At 43.9% G+C, this 21766-nt stretch carries 16 protein-coding genes and 1 tRNA gene; 12 read left to right on the top strand and 5 right to left on the bottom strand.

What is annotated here, in order from left to right:
- Positions 1-64: 64 nt before the first annotated feature.
- The gene (gene ftsH4, locus ACT7WV_RS12860) at positions 65-1948 is read left to right on the top strand and encodes an ATP-dependent zinc metalloprotease FtsH4 (RefSeq protein ID WP_445103269.1); all 1884 of its coding nucleotides are present in this window, start codon (positions 65-67) and stop codon (positions 1946-1948) included.
- Between the two features lie 236 nt (positions 1949-2184).
- Here the strand turns inward: ftsH4 and ACT7WV_RS12855 are convergent, their stop codons facing one another.
- Both ACT7WV_RS12855 and ACT7WV_RS12850 read right to left on the bottom strand, forming a co-directional pair.
- On the bottom strand, positions 2185-3174 hold the full coding sequence (locus ACT7WV_RS12855) for a hypothetical protein (RefSeq protein ID WP_445103268.1): 990 nt from the start codon (positions 3172-3174) through the stop codon (positions 2185-2187).
- Between the two features lie 197 nt (positions 3175-3371).
- Positions 3372-6035, bottom strand: a complete 2664-nt coding sequence (locus tag ACT7WV_RS12850; RefSeq protein WP_445103267.1) for an endonuclease — start codon at positions 6033-6035, stop codon at positions 3372-3374.
- 510 nt (positions 6036-6545) lie between these two features.
- Between ACT7WV_RS12850 and ACT7WV_RS12845 the strand changes: the two genes are divergently transcribed.
- The 5 genes from ACT7WV_RS12845 to ACT7WV_RS12825 all read left to right on the top strand — a co-directional run bounded on the left by ACT7WV_RS12845 (position 6546) and on the right by ACT7WV_RS12825 (position 13748).
- Complete coding sequence (locus ACT7WV_RS12845) at positions 6546-7322, top strand: MBL fold metallo-hydrolase (RefSeq protein ID WP_445103266.1); 777 nt, start codon at positions 6546-6548, stop codon at positions 7320-7322.
- Positions 7323-7408: 86 nt separating this feature from the next.
- A complete protein-coding gene (locus tag ACT7WV_RS12840) occupies positions 7409-8200 on the top strand; it encodes a glutathione S-transferase family protein (protein ID WP_445103265.1) in 792 nt (263 codons plus the stop codon).
- A gap of 222 nt (positions 8201-8422) precedes the next feature.
- The gene (locus ACT7WV_RS12835; RefSeq protein ID WP_445103264.1) at positions 8423-10138 is read left to right on the top strand and encodes a helicase HerA domain-containing protein; all 1716 of its coding nucleotides are present in this window, start codon (positions 8423-8425) and stop codon (positions 10136-10138) included.
- 613 nt (positions 10139-10751) lie between these two features.
- On the top strand, positions 10752-11735 hold the full coding sequence (locus ACT7WV_RS12830) for an RNA polymerase sigma factor, RpoD/SigA family (RefSeq protein ID WP_445103263.1): 984 nt from the start codon (positions 10752-10754) through the stop codon (positions 11733-11735).
- 1419 nt (positions 11736-13154) lie between these two features.
- Positions 13155-13748, top strand: coding sequence for a hypothetical protein (locus ACT7WV_RS12825; protein WP_445103262.1), 594 nt, complete (start codon positions 13155-13157; stop codon positions 13746-13748).
- Positions 13749-13811: 63 nt separating this feature from the next.
- On the opposite strand, the gene fghA is transcribed toward ACT7WV_RS12825, so the two are convergent.
- Positions 13812-14663 carry an S-formylglutathione hydrolase gene (gene fghA, locus ACT7WV_RS12820; protein ID WP_445103261.1) on the bottom strand — a complete coding sequence of 284 codons (852 nt, stop codon included), beginning with the start codon at positions 14661-14663 and terminating at the stop codon, positions 13812-13814.
- 597 nt (positions 14664-15260) lie between these two features.
- Between fghA and ACT7WV_RS12815 the strand changes: the two genes are divergently transcribed.
- Entirely contained in the window at positions 15261-15536 is a 276-nt protein-coding gene (locus ACT7WV_RS12815; protein ID WP_445103260.1) for a hypothetical protein, read from the top strand.
- Positions 15537-15628: 92 nt separating this feature from the next.
- Here the strand turns inward: ACT7WV_RS12815 and ACT7WV_RS12810 are convergent, their stop codons facing one another.
- The gene (locus ACT7WV_RS12810; protein ID WP_445103259.1) at positions 15629-16738 is read right to left on the bottom strand and encodes an S-(hydroxymethyl)glutathione dehydrogenase/class III alcohol dehydrogenase; all 1110 of its coding nucleotides are present in this window, start codon (positions 16736-16738) and stop codon (positions 15629-15631) included.
- Positions 16739-17186: 448 nt separating this feature from the next.
- Here ACT7WV_RS12810 and map point away from each other — a divergent pair, with 448 nt between their 5' ends.
- Both map and ACT7WV_RS12800 read left to right on the top strand, forming a co-directional pair.
- Complete coding sequence (map, locus tag ACT7WV_RS12805; protein ID WP_445103258.1) at positions 17187-17975, top strand: type I methionyl aminopeptidase; 789 nt, start codon at positions 17187-17189, stop codon at positions 17973-17975.
- Positions 17976-19070: 1095 nt separating this feature from the next.
- Positions 19071-19292: a DUF167 domain-containing protein gene (locus ACT7WV_RS12800; protein ID WP_463424166.1), complete on the top strand. Its 222-nt coding sequence runs from the start codon at positions 19071-19073 to the stop codon at positions 19290-19292.
- 231 nt (positions 19293-19523) lie between these two features.
- On the opposite strand, the gene ACT7WV_RS12795 is transcribed toward ACT7WV_RS12800, so the two are convergent.
- A tRNA-Ser gene (locus tag ACT7WV_RS12795) sits at positions 19524-19610 on the bottom strand.
- A gap of 72 nt (positions 19611-19682) precedes the next feature.
- Here ACT7WV_RS12795 and ACT7WV_RS12790 point away from each other — a divergent pair.
- The 3 genes from ACT7WV_RS12790 (at position 19683) to ACT7WV_RS12780 (ending at position 21610) form a co-directional block, all read left to right on the top strand.
- Positions 19683-20051: a 2Fe-2S iron-sulfur cluster-binding protein gene (locus ACT7WV_RS12790; protein WP_445103257.1), complete on the top strand. Its 369-nt coding sequence runs from the start codon at positions 19683-19685 to the stop codon at positions 20049-20051.
- Between the two features lie 15 nt (positions 20052-20066).
- Positions 20067-20636 (top strand): thermonuclease family protein, encoded by a 570-nt coding sequence (locus tag ACT7WV_RS12785; protein WP_445103256.1) that lies wholly within the window; start codon positions 20067-20069, stop codon positions 20634-20636.
- Between the two features lie 149 nt (positions 20637-20785).
- Positions 20786-21610: an inositol monophosphatase family protein gene (locus ACT7WV_RS12780; RefSeq protein WP_445103255.1), complete on the top strand. Its 825-nt coding sequence runs from the start codon at positions 20786-20788 to the stop codon at positions 21608-21610.
- The last annotated feature ends 156 nt before the right edge of the window (positions 21611-21766 follow it).

Below are 21766 nucleotides of genomic sequence, written 5' to 3'. Positions count from 1 at the left end.
TCTGAGAATATGGTCTTCTGACCCAACTAGATAAAAACACTTTAACTGAAAAAAATAGACGCCAATGGCTATTAAAGACAAACCTCAACAACCCCGCAATCGACAGATTGCCAACATCCTGTTTTTGCTAGCGGGTTTGTTCCTCCTGGCAAACCTGATATTACCTAACTTGTTCGGACCCCAGATGTCTCGGGTGCCTTACAGTCTATTCATCGACCAAGTGCAAGACGGTAAGGTCGTCCGTGCTCAGGTTGGTCAAGACGAAATCCGCTACCAGCTTAAAGGTCAAGATGAGCAGCAAGGGGAAGTACTCTCTACTACTCCCGTATTCGACCTTGAATTGCCCCAACGACTAGAGAACAACGGCGTTGAATTTGCAGCAATCCCACCTTCGAGAGGTAACTGGTTTACAACTCTCCTCGGCTGGGTTGTCCCCCCACTAATTTTTGTGGCTATCTTGCAGTTTTTTGCTGGGCGCTTTGGCGGCGGTGGCCCGCAAGGAGCACTTTCCATTACCAAGAGTAAAGCTAAGGTATATGTTGAAGGTGAGTCTACCAAAGTCTCCTTTGCTGATGTGGCCGGAGTAGAAGAAGCAAAGGCTGAGCTAGTGGAAGTGGTTGATTTTCTCAAATCTCCCAAGCGCTTTACCGACATTGGAGCACGCATTCCCAGAGGTGTACTGCTAGTCGGGCCTCCAGGAACGGGTAAGACGTTACTAGCCAAAGCAGTAGCCGGGGAAGCTGGTGTGGCATTCTTCAGCATCTCTGGTTCTGAGTTTGTGGAACTGTTTGTTGGTGCTGGTGCAGCGCGAGTGCGCGACTTATTTGAGCAAGCCAAACAGAAAGCTCCCTGTATTATCTTCATTGATGAGCTAGATGCCATTGGCAAATCCCGCGCTAGTGGTATTTATGGCGGTGGCAACGACGAACGGGAACAAACCCTTAACCAGTTGCTGACTGAGATGGACGGTTTTGCTGCCGGGGATGCCACAGTTATTGTGCTGGCCGCAACGAACCGCCCCGAAAGCCTAGATCCAGCCCTGTTGCGTCCAGGACGCTTTGACCGCCAAGTCTTGGTAGATCGTCCCGATTTATCGGGTCGCTTGAAAATCCTCGAAATCTATGCCCAGAAGGTAAAGCTAAATGCAGATGTCGAGCTGAAAGCAACCGCCACTCGTACCCCCGGTTTTTCCGGTGCTGATCTGGCTAATCTGGTCAATGAAGCCGCATTACTTGCCGCCCGTGCTCGGCGCGAAACTGTCGCTCAGGCAGACTTTTTTGAAGCTATTGAGCGAGTTGTGGCCGGTTTAGAGAAGAAAAGCCGCGTCCTTAATGAGAAGGAGAAAAAGATTGTTGCTTACCATGAGGTTGGTCACGCCTTAGTTGGCGCATCTATGCCTGGTGGTAATAAAGTGGCGAAAATCTCCATCGTGCCGCGAGGTATGGCCGCGCTGGGTTATACTTTACAGCTACCCACCGAAGACCGCTTTTTGTTAGATGAAGCCGAATTGCGGGGTCAGATTGCAACCATGCTGGGTGGACGTTCTGCTGAAGAAACAATCTTTGGTAGCATTACCACGGGTGCTTCTAATGACTTGCAACGAGCTACTGATTTGGCCGAGAGGATGGTAACCACCTACGGTATGAGCAAGGTTCTCGGGCCATTGGCTTATGAAAAAGGCCAGCAGAATCAGTTTATCGGGGATGGCACGATGAATCCTCGCCGTATGGTGAGCAATGACACAGCAAAGGCGATCGATGAGGAAGTCAAGGAAATTGTAGAAACCGCACATCGGCAAGCCTTGGCGATTCTCGAAAAGAACCGAGATTTACTCGAAAAAATTGCCCAGCAAATCCTGGAAACTGAAGTGATTGAGGGTGAGATATTGCAAAATCTCCTCAGCCAGGTGCAACCTGTGGACGTAGATAAGGTGCCTGCTGCTGTCTAAGGCAAGTGCAATTTAGGAGGGAGACAAGGGGGACAAGGAGGATAAGAATCGCCAAAGATCCCAAGTAATCCCGTAATTAGGCAACGCTAAAATTTAAGTTTAAAAGTGCGATCGCTATCTTGAAGCGATCGCACTTTTTTTATACTGAATTACAAAAGGCTCAAGGCGAACTCCTGAACTTCTGTACTCTCTTTATTCACACAACTATGGTGAGCAATTTGGGAGAGAAGTAAGTATCAATCGTCAGTAGAGGCTCTCGGTTTTTTGCCTGTATTACGAACATTAATCACCTTACCGAGTAAATCAAACCAGAAAGGCGCACCCATCGAAATAGCGATCGCACTTAATAGCCAACCAACAATTGCTTCTGCCAAAGTTTTGATGTTGAACGAACTGAATTGCTTTTCAAATGGTTCGGCAAAATTCCAGCCAATGGGCAGAGGTGAGATATCATCGAGGATAAAATTAACCTCGTCTCTGATATCTGTAGTGCAAGCTTCCGTTTCTACTCTATTCTGAGCAGCTTGTAAACAGGATAAGGCTTCCGAATTAGGCGCTACTACCTGGTCAGCAATTTGAGTAACTGCAGAGCGAATAGTCTCTTCCTTAGCTAAACTTTTGATAATGTAAACACTATCAGTATTAGCTAGTAAAGTTATGACAAGAGCAATGATAAGGGCAACGCCTTTAGCATTTCGTGTATAGACTCCAGAAGCACGTTCCATTGAGCTATCAAACCACACCTCAATCTCTTGCTGTAGCTGTTGGATTTGTTCTTGAGTGTCCTGCACTTTGGCTTTCGCTTGTTTTGCCAATACAGCAAGATTGTATTTTAATTCCTTAGGTAAATTAGACTGCTCAAGTTTATTAACAAACTCATCTACAGTTTCTAATTTATTGACATCTATTTGGTATTTATCTGCAAGAGGTTTATCTTGTAAAATTTCTAGCAGTGCTGCAGAAAATATCTGCGAAGGAATGTAAGATGGCCCGGTAGATTCTTTTCTGGAACTACCTTTTTGATTAAGAGACTTAATCAGAGGATGCTGATAAAGATCTTGAGTAAGCTTACCTGACAAAAGATTGACAATAGCTCCCTTCAGGTGTTTAGCGCGCCATTCTAGAATCGTGGCAATCAATTCTTGGATTTGAGATGCTAGTAAGCTCAAAATCAAGTAAATCAAAATCAGACCAATGGCAATATCGAGAATAACAAACAAGTTCATATATTCATCCTAAAAAATTGTCAAAACTGCCTATTTTATCTGTGTGCATCTGTGGTTCATTTTCCTCCTGAATTTTTGAGCAACGCTGCAATATTTCACCACAGATAAACCAGGCAGGGAAGTAAAGAATTCCCTGCCACAGGGTCAGTGAAACCTATCGCTTATTCCTAGAAGGAACAGCATTACAAGTTGAAGTTTCAATCAGCAGTGCAATAGGTTCTTGCTGCCAAAGTAGTATCTAAAACGAAGGGATTCTCGTTACCTTGAGCAGAAGTAGCGATCGCATGAGAACGAGCCAATTCAACAGTATCTACTGGATCTTGGGTATTCCACTGACACAGTGTCTCTCGCTGTGGCTCAAAAAAGCCTGAATTTGCCAGATCACCGTGAATAGTGCGGAAGTAGAACATCACACGAGCAATATCTCCCGCCTTATTTTCTCTAGGTTCAAATCCCCCAGATTTGAATTCACTGTAATCATCAATGTTCTGCGTAGGAATAGTGTTGATTTCCTCTAATTCCCGGAACCATCTGGTAGTTTGGTTGTCAGCAATCTCAGCAAATGGCCAACTACTACGGGTGCTGTTAACCTTGATTCTGCTAGGAAAGAGATTGTGAATATCACTTTTAGCACCGCTTGCACCCTTGCTCTGAGGCCAAACATGTTCAGCATTAATCCCTTGGCGGTAGGCATCCTTTCTCGGAGCAACATTGGGATCTAATTTGACTTGATAACCTGTATAAACGCCAGTTAAAACGTTATCTACACTGTCAATAGTTCCATACATCAAATCTCTGGCATTTTCATAGCTAAGTAGACGAGTTGGCGCATATTGAGCAGCTAGTTTGGCAATCAGAGATTCACCTGTTTCGCCGGGGAAGATGATAGTTGTGGCTACCGAAGGTAAGGTAACTTCTGGTTCCGTTTCTGGTAAGGTAACTGGTGTTTCTGCTTCCGGAGGTGGGGTAACTTCTGGTTCTGATACCGTACCAACAACACGATTAAGAGTGAGACGTGCTACCAAAGGGTCATGATCACTCACTGGATCCGCAAACCCTGCGTTGAAGTGTAAGATATCTAGCTCAGGGTCAGCTTCATTTACTAGGTGCTTGCTAACTAAAATGTGGTCAAGTACCTGAGAATTGCCCTGATAATTAAACGTGTAGCGATCGCTTAGTGGTATCTTCGTTACCAAATCCTCAAGGACATCACCCTGTAACACCTGTAAAGGCTTCGAGAACTCGAAGTCGTTGAGGTCACCTAGTACAATCAGATTAGCCTCTGGATCTGCCTGCAACAGGTCATTGACAAATTTGTTAACTACTTGCGCCTGCTGAAGACGCTGCGCTTCCGACTTCAACCGTGGTGGTTGGTTAATTCCAAATAAAGGATCGTCACCGCCTTTAGAGTTGAAGTGATTAGCAATAGCAAACACTTTCTGACTATTAAAGAGAAACTCAGCTACTAGCGGCTTGCGACTTTCCCGAAAAGCTGTGTTGTTGGGGTCAATGCGACCAGGATTAACGGAGAGGTTAGGGCCAGTTGGGCCATTAACAACTGTAGTCGCCTCGGTTGCAGTACCCGCAGGAAGATCAACCAAGCTGACACGGTTAGGATTAAACAGGAAACCGACGCGGATATTGCCTCCCGGTTGACCCCCATCTTGGTCATCTACGGGAGCAATGTCTACAGATTTGTAGGTAGGGCCGCCAGCATCACGAATCCCTTTAATTAGTAAATCAAAGGTGGCATCAGCGTCAACAAGTTGGTCATCCTTGGGGCCGTTGTTGTCCTGAATTTCGGTTAAGCCAATAATATCTGGTGACTTGAGGTTATTCGCGATATTATTAGCTAACTTACTAAAGCGATCACCATCACCAGGATCCAGATTTTCGACATTAAAACTAGCTACTGTTAATTGGTTAGTAGCACTGACTAAGTCTGTGCTTTCTTGGGCAAGTTTACTGTCTATGACTTCGGGTAAAGCTTGAGTGTTGAGTAGCTTAAAATTGCCGAAGCTATAGTCTAAAACTCCCACAATTGGACTACTAAACTTGTCACCAACATTGACTTGCGGTTCCTGAAAAATAATCGCATCGTCAATGAAGATTCGTTCTGGGTTAAAGTCATCTGCCTCAATAACAATACCACCCTGTTTTGCCAGAGTAACAGCATTAGTTCCTTGGTCACCAAGAATAGTAATTTCCCCATTCTTGGTAGGGCCAACAACTACGGCATCATTGACCTGCACGAGCATTCCCTCTAAGCTTTCGTAGAAGTCGATGCCGTCATTGGTCGGATCAAAAATAGTTAGATCATCGTCATCAATTACTTTCTGGGGTGGAATTAGCCCCCCTTGACCAATGACAATTGGTTCCGGCAAAGTATTGCCACCAGACTGAAAAGTAATTTCTGCATCCCCACCAGAAGCATCAACTTGAGTAATTGAGAGGTTGCCAGTTGGTGCACCGCCGGGAATGAATTCTTTAACAATTCCATTAACTAAGACAGCATCACCTACTACAACCGTTGGTTTCCCACGGGTGAAGACAAATATCCCTTCTGATGTCGTTAAATCATTATCAGGTTTGGGGTCTTGTAGGTAAAAGCCATTATTCCGTACAGCAGTGACAACACCAGGAACCCCTGTAACTTTTTGGTCTTTCAGCTGAGAGTTATGAGTTGCCCCTTGTATATCATGGATGCGAGTTAATACAGACTCTAAACTATCACCTTGGGGTATGGGTATTGACTCTTGCTGAGCATAGACGGCAGCAGGAAGTATCAAGACTGCGATAGTTGCCGTCAAAATCAGAGTTTTAACGACTCTATTAACAAGCTTCGTTAACTGAAACTGCATGAGAAATTCCGATTTTAGGGGAATACAATGAGCTACCAATTCCAACCATAGCATTCCGGATTTTATCTAGATTTTTTTTGCAAAAAACCGCTATAAAGTCTTGTAAGCTTTTAATTAAGTCAATGTGAAAGATTGTTACGAACAACCTGACATTTTGCATAAAATTTAGTATGGAGACTGAGTAATCCTTGGCAACTCAAAATTAAAAACTTTGCAGTTTGCAGATATGACTTAATAGTTGCAATTATTAGAGAACTACCAGTCACACCAGAAATAATGTTTTCCATAACTTACCCTTCATCGGCGAAAAACCTACACCCAGGAGAGATATTTCTCTGGAGGGAGGGGAATCAGTACAGAATTGCCTATGTTCAATCATGAGTAAATGAGAGATACATATATTTGCAAGTATGTCAAGAAGTTCTCTGTCGATTGGCGAAAATTCTATCAGGCTGAATTAAGTTTAAGAAATATTAAAATTGTTAGAGTCACATTGAGTTTCTGGATTTTATGCGCCTTAATTACTTCGGAGCCAACAGTTGGCTACTGGAACTAGGACAACAAACAATCCTAATTGACCCCTGGTTAATCGGTTCCTTGGTCTTCGGCAATCTCCCCTGGTTATTCAAAGGTGATAAACCTCAAGCCCTAGACTCCCTTCCTGATAAAATCGACCTAATTCTCCTCTCCCAGGGTTTAGAAGACCACGCCCATAAACCAACTCTGGAAAAGCTGGACAAAACAATTCCGGTAGTTGGTTCGACTAGTGCGGCTAAGGTGGTGGAACAATTAGGCTATACCCAGATAACCACCCTCACTCCCGGACAAACCTTCACCCTCGCCAATCAAATTGAAGTCCGTGCCTTGCCAGGGGCACCAATTGGACCATTACAGCAAGAAAATGCCTATCTTCTAAAAGATGGGGAGAGTGGTCAAACTCTCTACTACGAACCCCACGGTTATCCTCCCTCGGAGGTGAAGGATTATGCACCTGTAGATGTGGTTATTTCTCCGGTGGTCAGTTTGGAATTACCTTTATTAGGGCCAGTAATCCAAGGAGATAAAACAGCGTTACAACTAGCCGAATGGCTGAAACCACAAGTTTTTCTACCTACAGCCGCAGGTGGTGGCGTGCAATATCAAGGATTGCTCGATTCTCTGCTGAGTAGCAAAGGCAGTTTAGAAAAATTGCGATCGCAACTAAGGGAAAGAAACCTGTCTACTCAAGTAATTGACCCTCAACCGGGAGAACCCTTGGATCTTACGTTAGCAACCCAAGTAGCCTGAATCTTTCTACCACTATGCCGAGGCAAGAATCAACTGGGAAGCGTTAGATTGGCAATGTTACAAAAGTAAACAACGAGGCGAGCCAAGTGTTAGAACTATATCAATTTGAATTGTCGCAGTACTCAGAAAAAGTACGCTTTATCCTAGATTACAAAGGATTAGCCTACCGCAAGATCGAGGTAAAACCGGGCGTCGGACAGCTAGAACTCTTCCAAATGTCTGGTCAACGACAGGTTCCGGTACTCAAAGACGGCAGTACAGTAATTGGTGATTCTACAGCGATCGCCCTGTATTTAGAGCAAAAGTATCCTGACAAACCACTGATTCCCCAAGATCCCAAACAAAAAGGTCTATGCTTGCTCATGGAAGAGTGGGCAGATGAGTCGATTGGTAATAAAAGCCGTAAGGTACTCTATGGGGCATTGAGCCAAAACCCCAGCTTCCGGACATCAATTTTGCCCAAAGAGACACCTGATTTTCTTAGAAATGTGGTCAGCGCGGTTCCCCCAGAATTCCTGGAAATTCTGGGTACTGGTGTCGGTTTTGGCAAAGAAGGAGTAAAACAGGCAAAAGACGCTCTCAAGCAAGATTTGGAGGCGCTGAGTTTGCTGTTATTAGATAGTCCTTATCTGCTAGGAGATACTCCTTGCTTGGCCGATTTTGCGGTAGCTGGCTTAAGTATGCTCATCAAGTTTCCCGATGGCCCTTACCTAGATTTGCCAGAAAACGTTAAGGGACAAGGGATTCCTGGCTTGGCCGATAACAGCCTCTACGAAATATTTTTCAGTTGGCGCGATCGCCTCTATGCTGATTACCGCAAACCTTTGCTACCGACAGGGACAAGCGATTCGTCACCAACATCGATTGAGATTGAATAGGTAAATTAGTGACTAGATATTAGGGCATCTGGCACTCTATTAGATTGATCAAGTGAGAGCCAGAAACCACCAATAAATGCAGATAAACACAGATAATTCTCAGTCCAGTTGGGATTTATTTGGGTGTATCTGTATTTTTTTAGAGATAAGATTGAAAGTCTTGCCGCAGATTAGCCAAAATTGAACGATAAGATAGGCTTGCATAGTTGAGCAGTTGTGGTGATGGATTTAGATAGCCCATTAGGCTCAGTAATTCAAGGCTCTCTTTCCGCTGGACTTGAAGTAAGATTGCATGCCGATGTCTTGGTGGAAGATATGCGAGTCGGCAAGTTTTTGGTAGTACAAGGAAGGCGATCGCGCTTTTTTTGTATGCTCACTGATGTCTCGTTAGGAACATCTAGTCAGCGGATTATTGCCAATCCTCCTGATCCCAACGACGATTTTCTACGAGAAGTTCTGGCTGGCGGTGGCACCTTTGGCACAGTGAATCTGACTCCCATGCTGATGTTTACACCCAATCTGGGAGCAGGGCAAAAAGAAAAGGGAGTTGACCTCAACGGCAATAGTTCACTCGCATCTTTCCAAGTGCAAAGCAGTGAGGAAATGGAATTGCTGCCGGTGAAAACTATCCCCAGCCATTTCTCTCAGGTTTACGATGCTAGTGAACGTGACTTTCGTGCTGTCTTTGGTTGGGAAGATGACCCCCGCCGCCGCAACTTTGCCATCGGGAAACCTCTTGATATGGATGTTCCCATCTGCATTGATTTAGATCGTTTCATCGAACGCAGCAACGGTGTTTTCGGTAAATCTGGCACAGGTAAATCTTTCCTGACTCGGCTGTTACTATCGGGGATTATTCGTAAGCAGGCAGCAGTGAATTTGATTTTCGATATGCACTCAGAATATGGCTGGGAGGCTGTTTCTGAGGGTAAGCAATTTAGCACTGTTAAAGGCTTGCGGCAGTTATTCCCTAACCAAGTGGAAGTTTACACTCTTGACCCCGACTCAACAAGACGCCGAGGGATTCGGGATGCTCATGAACTTTATTTGAGTTATGACCAGATTGAAGTTGAGGATATCATGCTGGTGCGGGGAGAACTCAATCTTTCTGAGGCCAGTTTGGAAAATGCGATTATTCTCCGCAACGAGTTTGGCAAAACCTGGATTACACAACTGCTGTCAATGACCAATGAAGAAATTCAGGAATTTTGTGAGCAGAAGCGGGGCAATAAGTCTTCGATTATGGCATTGCAGCGCAAGCTACTGCGGTTAGATGAACTCAAATACATGCGTAGTGCTTGTCCCCACAATTATATAAATCAGATTTTGCAATCCCTAGATGCGGGTAAGCATGTGGTGGTGGAATTCGGTTCGCAATCGAATATGCTTTCCTATATGCTGGCGACAAATGTGATGAGTCGCCGCATTCATGGCAGTTATGTACGTAAAGCCGAAAAGTTCTTGCAGTCGAAAAATCCTAGCGATCGCCCCCGCCCACTAGTGATTACCATCGAAGAAGCACACCGCTTTCTCGATTCTGCCACGGTTCGTCAAACCATCTTCGGCATTATTGCCCGTGAGATGCGCAAATATTTTGTCACCCTATTGGTGGTAGATCAACGCCCGTCTGGGATTGATAATGAAGTAATGTCCCAAATTGGTACTCGAATTACTTGTTTGTTAAATGATGATAAGGATATTGAGGCTATTTTTACTGGTGTCTCTGGTGGTCAGAGTTTACGTTCTGTCTTAGCCAAATTAGATTCTAAGCAGCAAGCTTTGGTGTTAGGTCATGCTGTACCAATGCCAGTGGTAGTGCGAACCCGTCCCTATGACCAAACCTTCTATGAAGAGATTGGGGATGTTTCCTGGGGAGAAATGTCTGATGAGGAAGTATTTACTGCGGCTGAAGCGGCTAAAGCAGATTTAGGTTTTTAACCTCAAATCTAGGGAAGCGCTTCTGGATGAGGATTTCTTGTTTGTGTTAATTTTTTTAAAGGCGGCTATACTAATCTTAGCCGAAGTGATAAAATCTCCTTTTCTAGAGATTACTCCACCAATGAGTTCGGTTATCTCCCTCAGGAATAACCACCCATTCCGGGCTTGCTGGGTGATTATTGTATAAGACGTGATTAGCTCCGGTTTGTCCTTGTCGGTGTCATGAGGAGGGTTTAGGAATTGCTACACCATCGTCCGAGTCAAAAATTGTTGAACCTTTTTGGGTTTACTGCCGTCTAAACCTGTAATACAATGAGCTGAAAGCAAACTCATAATGATTTTGAGTTATCGCTTTTTCCCACCTCATGAACCACCGATGTGCCGGTAACGCCGCAAACTAAAAAATAAAAATTTTTCTCAGTATCTAGCTTCAAATATATAGACGCTGTTAGATGCCCCGCCCCGAATAGATAGGGGTAGGAGGCTGATACACCCTTTGCTAGATGTGTTACAAAAGTTCGCGTAAATATCCTCAAAAGGAAAATGTCCAATTGCTCTTGAGGTAAAAATCCGCGAAAGATTTACAACTTGTTTACGGAGTGACCACTCAAAGATGCCCACCGCGAAAACCGAAAAAAAGACGAATAAGTCTATGTTATCAGCAGATATGGTTCGCACCTATCTTCACGAGATTGGTCGCGTGCCACTGTTAACCCACGAGCAAGAAATTATCTTTGGCAAACAAGTGCAGCAAATGATGGCACTGCTGGAAGCAAAAGAAGCCCTCTCTAAGGATTTAGGTCGTGAACCGACTATGGAAGAGTGGGCTCTAGAAACCAAACAAAGCGAAGGTTCTTTAAAGAAAAGCCTCAATGAGGGTGTTAGAGCTAAGCGACAGATGATTGAAGCTAATCTACGCCTAGTTGTGGCAATCGCCAAAAAGTACCAGAAGCGTAATATGGAATTTCTGGACTTAATCCAGGAAGGTACTTTGGGCTTAGAGCGAGGCGTTGAGAAATTTGACCCAACTAGGGGCTACAAGTTCTCGACTTATGCTTACTGGTGGATTCGCCAAGCCATCACTCGTGCGATCGCTCAGCAGGCTCGCGCGATTCGTTTGCCCATTCACATTACCGAAAAACTCAACAAAATCAAAAAGGTACAAAGGGAACTCTCTCAGAAGTTCGGTCGCAGTGCAACACCAGGGGAAATTTCCCAAGTGTTGGATTTAGAGCCAAGTCAAGTTCGAGAGTATTTGAGCATGGCTCGTCAGCCAATTTCCCTTGATGTTCGAGTTGGAGACAACCAGGATACAGAACTTTCGGATCTCCTAGAAGATCACGGTCCAACACCAGTCAACTACACAACTCAGGAATCCCTCAGACAAGACATAGATAACCTCTTAGCCGAACTAACCCCTCAACAGCGTGAAGTCCTCGCACTGCGCTTTGGTTTAGAAGATGGCAACGAGTTGTCTCTGGCAAAGGTAGGTCAACGACTAAACCTGAGCCGTGAGCGGGTGCGCCAGTTAGAACACCAAGCTTTAGCACACTTGAGGCGTCGCCATGGCAATGTTAGGGAGTACATCGCCAGTTAAGTTCCACCGTAGTTATCCTTCAGCCACAGTGATCCCCGCGCTACAGCCCGAAAGCAAGAGCGCGGGGTGATTTTAAGCGAAATTTGTGCTATCCTTAACCTAGGGAAGTAGAAGTATCTGTCCTGCTGGGCAGGGCTTCCAAATCCCAGCTTTTAACTTTCACCAGCCCTTAAAAAAACACTGGAAATTCCCTTGGCTATCTTGGTGGTTACCAGTTTTGTGTACCCTTGCTGCCAGGTAACTGGCTTAGCCCAAGGAAATTCTAAGTATTTGCACCTTAGTGACTGCTTATTGCACATCCTTTTTGAGTGAATAGCATCATCAAGGTTTCCTAAGCAAGTTGAAGTAGGTCGTGAGCATCCAACTTAATTGTGATGCAGTACCTCGGATTAAGTAAGTGTAATTGTCCCACCTAATGCCTTAAAGGTGGTCGTGGTGCTAGTCAATCAAGTTTGATCAATTGGACAAGCTGATTCGCTAGTGAAGGCGAAGATACGCTCTTAAAAAATCCTAGGAAATAATAACTGCTAAAACTCAGTTTTGCTAAGGTTGCATACTGCTGGAGTTAATGATCTGGAGATCGGCTTTTTTACCTGAGCAGCAGGCGAAACAGAAGTGTGGCCGACCAGAAACACAAGACCAAAAGCTAACTAAAAAATAAAAAACAAGGGAAGAGAAAAGCTAGTACTCTAGTCTTTCATTATATCCTGTTATACCCTTAGCAGTCTTGCTAGAGGAGGAAATTAAGCAGCACCCTTAGGGTGGGTGTTTAGGTTGGGAGAAGGGCAAGAGAAATGGTGGCACAGAAACAGCAAGTAGAAATGGTAGCTAGAGTAAGCTATCACATCTCAGGCTTGCTTGAAGATTTGTAACCATTGCCGAAACTGCCGCCTTTATCGTTGAAGCCATCTAATGTCGTAAACGGCAATCTGGCAAAATTAACAGTCTCTTACAGGATACAAAAAACCTAAGCATGAAATTACCTAACTAAGCAGGAAACCTCCCGCCGTAAAGGTAATTACCGGTTAACAAATCCTCAGAAAGGCTGGTTACCGCTCTTAATCAGCTAAAAATACAACCCTTGGATAGTACTAGCTCATCCATTTGAGGGACGTGCTAGCGCTGACTTCTTAGTTAACTTACTAATCAGGGGTAGTTTGACGCTAATGAAAGAGAACTCCAAGGAGTAGCTTACCCATCAAATCTCTTGTTGTGACGGTTCATAAACCGGTTGTAGCAAGAGCAAACAAAAGCATTTTTGTTGCTTTGATGTATCTATAAGGATGCTGGTCAACACAAGTCCGTTCTAGCTCGAAAAAGGCTTTTCTAGTTAATTCTGGTCTCTACCAGGTTTGCCTGCTCATCTTTCATTTGGGTTGGTAAGGGTGTTTCAACTTTTTTTCAAAGGAGGTAACCAAAGTGATTAACCGATTATTCTGGTTCTGTTGGTCGCAACGCCAACGGTTTAATCCATGGCAATTGCCGCTTACCGGGTTACTTCTAGTAGTAGGATTAGCATTTACTTCCTCAAGTTGGGCAACAACAACGCCTCAGCAGCAAGAGGCAAAAGCTAATTCCACTAAAGTAACCAAATCAGCAGCAGACAATACGATTCCTGACGGCACTTACCTCTATGGTGAGTCCTCACAAGCCAATGTCCTAGGCAATGAGTACATGGTATTTGAATCGCGTCAAGGTAAAGTCATAGGTGCTCTTTATTTGCCACAATCAGAGTACAGCTGTTTTTACGGCACTCTTGATGCAGATAAAATGAGTTTGACGGTAGTCAATCCCTATGACCAAACGGCCTTAGCTCACGTTATTGAACGTCAGCAGCGCTCGCCAATTGCCGCAGCCAGTAGTCAACTGACCCTAGACGATAGATACAGCTCTCTAAATTACCCTCACGCAGTCGGATTGGAAGGATACCAACCAATCGGTGAATTGAGTGAGCAAGACCAGCAAATGCTTAAAGAATGCCAGGGCAACTATCAAAATCATCTCGAAAATTAGGTTACGGGAAGTAGCAATAACTCTAGAATCGTGGATTTTTCTCAGCAGCGATCTTGTAATGCTTTAATCACACAAAGCATTAGCATGATGGCGAATATGGTCTTCGATAAAAGTGCTAATGAAGTAGTAACTATGGTTATAGCCCACCTGGAAGCGCAAGGTTAGGGGTTGACCTGCCTCCTCGCAAGCCTTCCTAAATTCTTCGGGAAGTAACTGTTGCTTTTTGAGAAAGGGGTCAGCTGTACCTTGATCAATCAAGATAGAGCGGTGATAGCCAGCAGTCAATACTAACTCGCTAGCATCGTAGCTGCGCCAAAGTTCTTCATCAGAACCCAGATAATTGGTAAAAGCTTTCTGACCCCATGAGCATCGCATAGGTGCTGCAATGGGCGCAAGAGCCGAAACTGATTTATATTGTTCTGGATTTCTCAGGGCGCAAACAAGCGCTCCATGACCGCCCATGGAATGGCCAAAAATGCTCTGTCGGTCGGCTTGCGCGGGAAAATGCTCGATAATCAGAGCAGGCAACTCTTGGACAATATAGCTGTACATTTGATAGTGTGAAGCCCAAGGTTGAGCCGTCGCATCAACGTAAAAGCCAGCGCCGCTGCCTAAATCCCACTCCTCATCCTCCTCAAGAATACCAGTATTTCGAGGGCTAGTATCAGGTGCCACTAGGATTAAGCCATACTTAGCCGCAAATTGTTGTGCTCCCGCCTTTGCCATAAAATTTTCTTCGGTGCAAGTGAGACCAGAGAGGAAATAAAGAACAGGAAGCAGTTTGGACTTTGCTTGAGGTGGTTGGTAAATGGCAAACCGCATTTCGCCATTACATGTCTGAGATTGATGAGTGTAAAAGCCGACTGTACCGCCGAAGCAATAACTTTCAGATACAAGGTTGGGCACTGTGGACATGAGCTTTCTGGGGATTGTCTAAAGGAGCGGTTTTATTGTAAAACTCGCTGTCTCACCACAATAAATTTCCTTTCAATCTAAAAGCAAATATCAGGTGCGCTAAGGGAGAATCAACTACCGTTAGTGGATTACAGCACTCATTTAAAAGCTAGACAGATAAGACAGACTTAACCTAGCTTAGAGCAATTTAATATTTATTTATCATAAGGTAACCTCCCGACCTTTAGGTTAGCAATAAAAAACCTCTATATCGAAATAAAGTAACAAAAAATACAAAATATTTAGAATTTTAGTTTACAATCTTAATCTCTTTAAGCTCGAATGTTGCCCTAAGAGTAGGTAAGCTGAGTATTTTTACTCAAGGAATGGTTTAAGGTAACCATGGGTCAAAAAGCTGTTCCGAGCAATCCTTTGCCTAACCTAGAGATTTCAAGAGGGAAACTGCTAAATCCATAGCCATCTTTACTAAATTGTTAGTCTTAAGCATGGTTGGCTTTTTCGCATCAATTACGGAAACTATTGGGTTTTGGTACTAAAGGGCAGTATTGAGGTTCACAAAACTACGTAACTAGGGGAATGACGCACAAAAGTTATCCAATGCGAAGTTTGATCAAGCACAAGGCGAAGCATCGACTTCAAAGTGAGCGTTTTATTGCTCACATCAGTAAACCATTGAATGAGGAGCTGCTTCTGGAAATAGCTGCAGTTTTATTTAATCAAGAAAAACTCCAGCTATTTGAGAAAGCTTGCAATTCCCGGGAAGAAGCTGCGGAGATTGAAGATAAAATGGCTACTGAACTAGTAGAAACTTACCAAAATATAGAATCTCAGCAGAGCAATCCAATTGTTGAAAAATTGAATGCCTTGTTGTAGAGATTAACCCCCAAAACTGCCCCAAGATAAATTACACCATAGCGGAGGGAAACGCAATATTGTGGTTGCTCCCTCCTCTGATACTATTTCTTTTAGAAGGTGATAACACTGCGAATAGATTCACCCTTGCGCATTAAATCAAAGGCATCGTTAATTTTTTCTACGGGCATTACATGGGTAATCATCTCATCGATGTTAATCTTTCCTTCCATGTACCAGTCAACAATTTGGGGAACATCTGTACGCCCTCTGGCACCACCAAAAGCCGTACCCTTCCAGACTCTTCCTGTAACTAACTGAAAAGGGCGAGTGCTAATTTCTTCCCCAGCACCGGCAACACCAATAATTACACTAACGCCCCAACCTTTATGACAGCATTCCAATGCTTGACGCATTACATTAACGTTGCCAATGCACTCAAAGCTATAGTCAGCGCCACCTTTAGTTAAGTCAATCAGGTAAGGAACTAAGGGAACATCAATTTCTTGGGGATTGACAAAATCAGTCATGCCGAATTTTGCCGCAAGTTCTTTCTTCGCCGGATTGAGGTCAACTCCTACAATTTGACTAGCACCAACCATCCGTGCTCCCTGAATAACATTTAAACCAATGCCACCGAGTCCAAAAACGACTACTTTTGCCCCAGGCTCAACTTTAGCAGTATTAACTACTGCACCAACACCAGTGGTGACACCGCAGCCGATGTAGCAAACCTTTTCAAAAGGGGCATCGTCACGGATTTTTGCTACAGCGATTTCTGGCAATACTGTATAGTTGGCAAAAGTGGATGTACCCATGTAGTGATGGAGCATTTTGCCACCAAGAGAAAAGCGGCTAGTGCCATCAGGCATTACACCGCGTCCTTGAGTCGAACGAATTGCCTGACATAGATTAGTTTTTCTACTCAAGCAGTATTCGCACTGACGACATTCAGGGGTGTAAAGGGGAATAACATGATCACCTGGTTTAACGCTGGTTACACCCTCGCCCACTTCTACCACAATACCCGCACCCTCGTGTCCTAAAATAGCAGGAAATAGCCCTTCAGGGTCTTTTCCAGAAAGAGTAAAGGCATCGGTATGGCAGACTCCTGTGGCTTTAATTTCAACTAGCACCTCACCAGTTTTTGGTCCTTCTAGTTGAACAGTTTCAATGCTTAATGGCTTACCTGCATCAAGGGCTACTGCTGCTTTGACATCCATTTATCCCCTCCTGCCTGAGTGCGTCAACAGACTCATTGTAAATGTACATCGAGTGCGTAGTAAAAAAAATTCTTGCCAATTTGAGCTAGCAATCAACAATTAAAATGGTCAAATTAACGCCTATCTAAAAGTTGTTAACTAGAATAAAAAATCGCAGCTCAATAGGAAAGGATAGCCTAGCAGTTTAAAAAAAGCACACAATCACCCTCTTCGCAGTCGTTTCTCCTCTATTAAAAAAAATTGATCCCCTGCCTCTAGTTAGCATTGAATGTCTAAAATAATTCCTCACCAAAAACTAATCCTCTACTTTCGCTAGAATTTTATTAGTGCGACGACTAGAAGAGCTGCAACAGCAAAGCCTAAGATTATTGGGTAATCACGGTAAAGTTAATTATTATAGATAGACTGCATTAAGTCTTGGGGAAATCAACGTAATCAATAGGAACTCATGGCACCAGAAACTCTTGTTCTCTTATCAAGTAGAGAAATAGCAAAGATGCGTCAAGCAGGACGCTTAGCAGCTGAACTCTTAGACCATCTAGAACCCATGGTTAAGCCAGGAGTAAGTACCCTGGAAATCAATGATGAAGCTGAGCGTTGGACACAGGCTCACGGGGCAAAAAGTGCTCCCCTTGGCTATCAAGGTTTTCCCATGTCCATCTGCACTAGTGTCAATGAGGTTGTCTGTCATGGTATCCCCAATGCCAAGCAGATTCTCCAAGATGGCGACATTATTAATATTGATGTCACACCTATTCTGGATAGCTACCACGGCGATACCTCTAAAACCTTCTTCGTCGGCACCCCCTCCCCCACAGCGCAAAAACTTGTGGAAGTCACGCGGGAGTGTATGATGCGGGGCATTGCTGAGGTAAAACCAGAGGCGCGGATCGGAGACATTGGTGCTGCTATTCAGGAATATGCAGAAGCCCAAGGCTTTTCTGTAGTGAGAGATTTTGTCGGACACGGCATTAACAGAATTTTCCATACCGCGCCTCAGGTTCCCCACTACGGCAAGCGTGGCAAAGGCAAACGAATCCGTCCCGGAATGGTGTTCACTATTGAGCCGATGATCAATGAAGGCGTCTGGGAAGTAGAGATTCTTGCCGACAAATGGACTGCTCTCACCAGAGATCGCAAGCTCTCTGCCCAGTTTGAACATACAGTAGCCGTCACTAGTGACGGAGTAGAAATCCTGACTTTGCGGGAAGAAGAAGCCTTGATTGAATCCGTTTAGCAGCGCCATGTTTTGGTGCTGTCTCTAATCTCCTTTTTAGAGACTAAATTGTCAACAACTCACGCCCAGAGGTATTTTGGGCGTGGGTTAAAAAGATATATCAAACTATTACTCTTTTTTCTTAAATTCAAATATTATTTATTGTCTGTATCTAAAAAACTCAACTGTAAATTATTCTGAAGTAAGCATCAAGCTAGGCAGAAGCTTTTTACTAAATTTACCAAGATTAACGGGTTTTAAGCCCCGTCCTTATCGGAGTGCTTTTTTTAATTTATAGCTATAGATTGCTATAAAAATGATAAAACATCCCCATAATCGTACTTGAGAAAAGGTAAGCCGCAGCAGTATTGGGTCATTGACGAGATGCTCCGCACCGCGCAGTTGAGCCGCAACAAAGCACTTAGGTACTACAGCCTTTTTCAAGCTGATGAGGCACGCATAGTATAATTTTAAAATTCAATTTTAGATCAATCAGGATGCAACCCTCCCCGCTCGAGCTTCACCAAAGGATAGTCGATACTTACATTGAGGAAAATACTTGACAAAGCCTACTGGCTAAAGGATTTCGAGTTGCTAAAAACTTTGTACAAAAAATAGTCAAGCAATATCGAGAAACAGGAAACTTTCAACCCAAACAAAGGTTGGAGCAAACACCGACAAAACTTAACTCAGTACAGTACAGTTAGATACTCTCTCAAGAATTGTGGAAGCTAATAATGTGTAACCCTAGCAGAATTGTATGCTCTCCTAGAACAGGAAACCAATATTTGCCTGGGAACATCTACGATATTTCCCCTGCTAAAGAAACTGGATGTGACTCAAAAAAAACACTTCATCCCATTGAAAAGAAACTCAAGAAGCACTTCTACAACGCTGGTAATTCTGGCAAATGATGCCAAGTTGATTGGCTCAAGACTTGATATTCGTTGACGAAACCGGTTTGGGATTGATAAATATTATAGCTCCGACCCCAAAATATTGCTACGCGTGTCCAGGGTTAATTGAGTATATAAGTCAGATACAGATGAATAGAGTTCAATTTTCCATTTTTCATATCCACTTAAAATATATTAAGCTTCAAGGATCGCGAAGATAGTGAAGAAACAAGTCAAAGTTAAACCCAATTCCAAAAAACAAGATATCAAAGAATTGGCAGACGGCACTCTTGCCGTGAATTTAAAGTCACCGCCTGTTGATGGTAAAGCGAATCAGGAGTTGATTGAGCTACTGGCAGAGAAGTTTAAGGTGTCCAAGTCCCAAGTCCGAATCAAGTTAGGCTTATCTTCAAAAAATAAGCTAATTGAAATAGATCTATAGCATTGTTAAATGATTTACAAGAAAATTTAACCACAGATGCACCCAGATAAAATAGGCAATTCCAGGAATTCATCTAGGATTGCTAGAGAAAATTAGAAATAACCTATAGACAAGTGGGATAAGGGCAAACAACTGACTCCACAGCCAGTTTGTTATCTAAAAACCAGTTCTTAAGTTTTTTATCTGAGCAGCTTCTAGCTAATGAGTAGAAGCTGAGTTCCATTAAAGGGACGGAGAAGGAGGGATTCGAACCCTCGTTAAAGTTACCCCTAAACAGCATTTCCAGTGCTGCGCCTTCAACCACTCGGCCACTTCTCCAGGGTATTTATTTCGCTCGGAGTTTTGAACTAATCTAATTCAAGACCCGATTTACAATTATACACTCAAGTAATGACTAAATCTCACAAAATTAAAATTTACGACTGCCAAGCTGGTACTGAGTATACCTTACAAGTGCCAGATGACCGCTATATACTGCATTTCGCAGAAAACCAGGGAGTTAAATTGCCTTTTTCTTGTCGCAATGGAGCTTGCACTACCTGTGCAGTGCGCGTGAAATCTGGCAAAATCTACCAACCAGAAGCCGTGGGACTTTCTCAGGAATTGCGAAATCAGGGCTATGCTCTACTCTGTGTAAGTTATGCCCGCTCAGATTTGGAAGTAGAAACACAGAACGAAGATGAAGTTTATGAACTTCAATTTGGCCGCTATTTCGCTAAAGGTAAGGTTCGGTTTGGATTACCCCTGGATGAGGATTAAGTTTAAGTACTTAGTATGCGAATACTTCTAGCCTCTCTGAGGGGATTAGGCATTTTGTGTTGCTGCTGTCTGTTGCTAGTCGGTTGCAGCTCAACCAAGGTGAATCAAGGTGTAACCATTCAGGTGCAGCGAGTGGTTAGCGGGCAAACTTTGGAGGTGTTGAACCCAGAATCGCGATCGCCTTTAATTGAGCGAGTAAGGTTGATTGGTGTCGATGCTCCAGACTTAAAGCAGCGTCCTTGGGGACCAACAGCTAAAAAACGCCTTGAGCAAATTCTCAGTAAAACAGGAAGCAACAGCGAGGGAGAGCAACCCCTTCTACAACAGGTTTTTTTGGAGTCTGATGCTCAAAAGAAAGACAGTTTTGGTCGCTGGTTAGCTTACTTGTGGAACGATGGCGTGTTGCTTAATGAGCAGCTAGTCAGAGAAGGGTATGTGTTAGCTGCACCAAGAGCACCTAACAACAAATACGATGAACGCATTGCCAGAGCACAGGAGTACGCCAGAATCATGGGATACGGTATTTGGAACCAAGACAAACCGATGCGTTCAACTCCAGCAGAATTTCGTCTGCAAAATCCTTAGCTCTCAACCTGCTAATTTAAGGCGAGTATAGGCAGTAAAACATAGGCCAGCTCAAATACTTTACCAGCTATTAACCGTGGAACTTTTGACGGTTTTAACCCACAACCTGCTGTAACCTGCTTTAGTGCCCTCTATCCAATTTCTCAAAGATGAGTCAACATACCCCGGAACAACTGCAAATTTTCCTAGACATTGCCACCGAAGCGGCAATGACTGCTGGCGCTATCTTGCAAGCCTACTGGGGTAAGCTGGATGGAGTAGAGGAAAAAGGAGGAGCCGGAAATTTAGTCACTGTAGCAGATAAAGAGGCGGAAGCCGCCATCCTCAAAGTACTACAGCGCCATTTACCAGAGCACCCTATCCTAGCCGAGGAATCGGGTAAACTAGGAGATCAAGAGAGTGAATACCTCTGGGCAATTGATCCCCTGGATGGCACAACTAATTATGCTCATCAATACCCCATTGCAGCAGCTTCTATTGGTCTTTTAATTAAGGGCAAACCTCAAGTTGGAGTGGTTTACAACCCCTTTCGTGATGAGCTTTTTCGTGCAGCCAAGGGTTTGGGAGCAACTTGCAATCGACGCCCAATTCGGGTTTCCCCGACATCAGATCTGAGCAAGAGTCTGTTAGTCACAGGCTTTGCCTACGACAGGCGAGAGACTCCTGACAACAACTATGCTGAGTTCTGTTATCTAACTCATTTAACTCAAGGTGTCCGTCGTAGTGGCTGTGCCTCCCTTGATTTGTCTGATGTTGCCTGCGGAAGACTTGATGGTTACTGGGAAAGGGGACTTTCGCCTTGGGATATTACTGCTGGTATAGTTGTTTTGGAAGAAGCTGGTGGCAAAGTTACAGCTTACGACGGTAGCCCGATCAGGATTGATTCCGGTCGTATTTTGGCGACAAATGGCCAAATTCACCAGAACTTGAGCAGGGAACTTTCACAAGTACCACCTCTATCTACTTGGGGATAATATTTTAGTCACCAACTCCACTTAATGTTTCCGATCAAGTGGGGTTGGTGATAATTAGCTTGTGAGGCTAGTAGCTATTGTCTAGAGTATAAACTCTACCTGTTGAAGGATTTGTGCGCTCTACTAAGCTGAAGCTAAATGGTCGCCAACTGTACC

Source organism: Symploca atlantica LB2515 (genome assembly GCF_052546295.1).
This window is presented reverse-complemented; position numbering and strand designations above follow the sequence as displayed.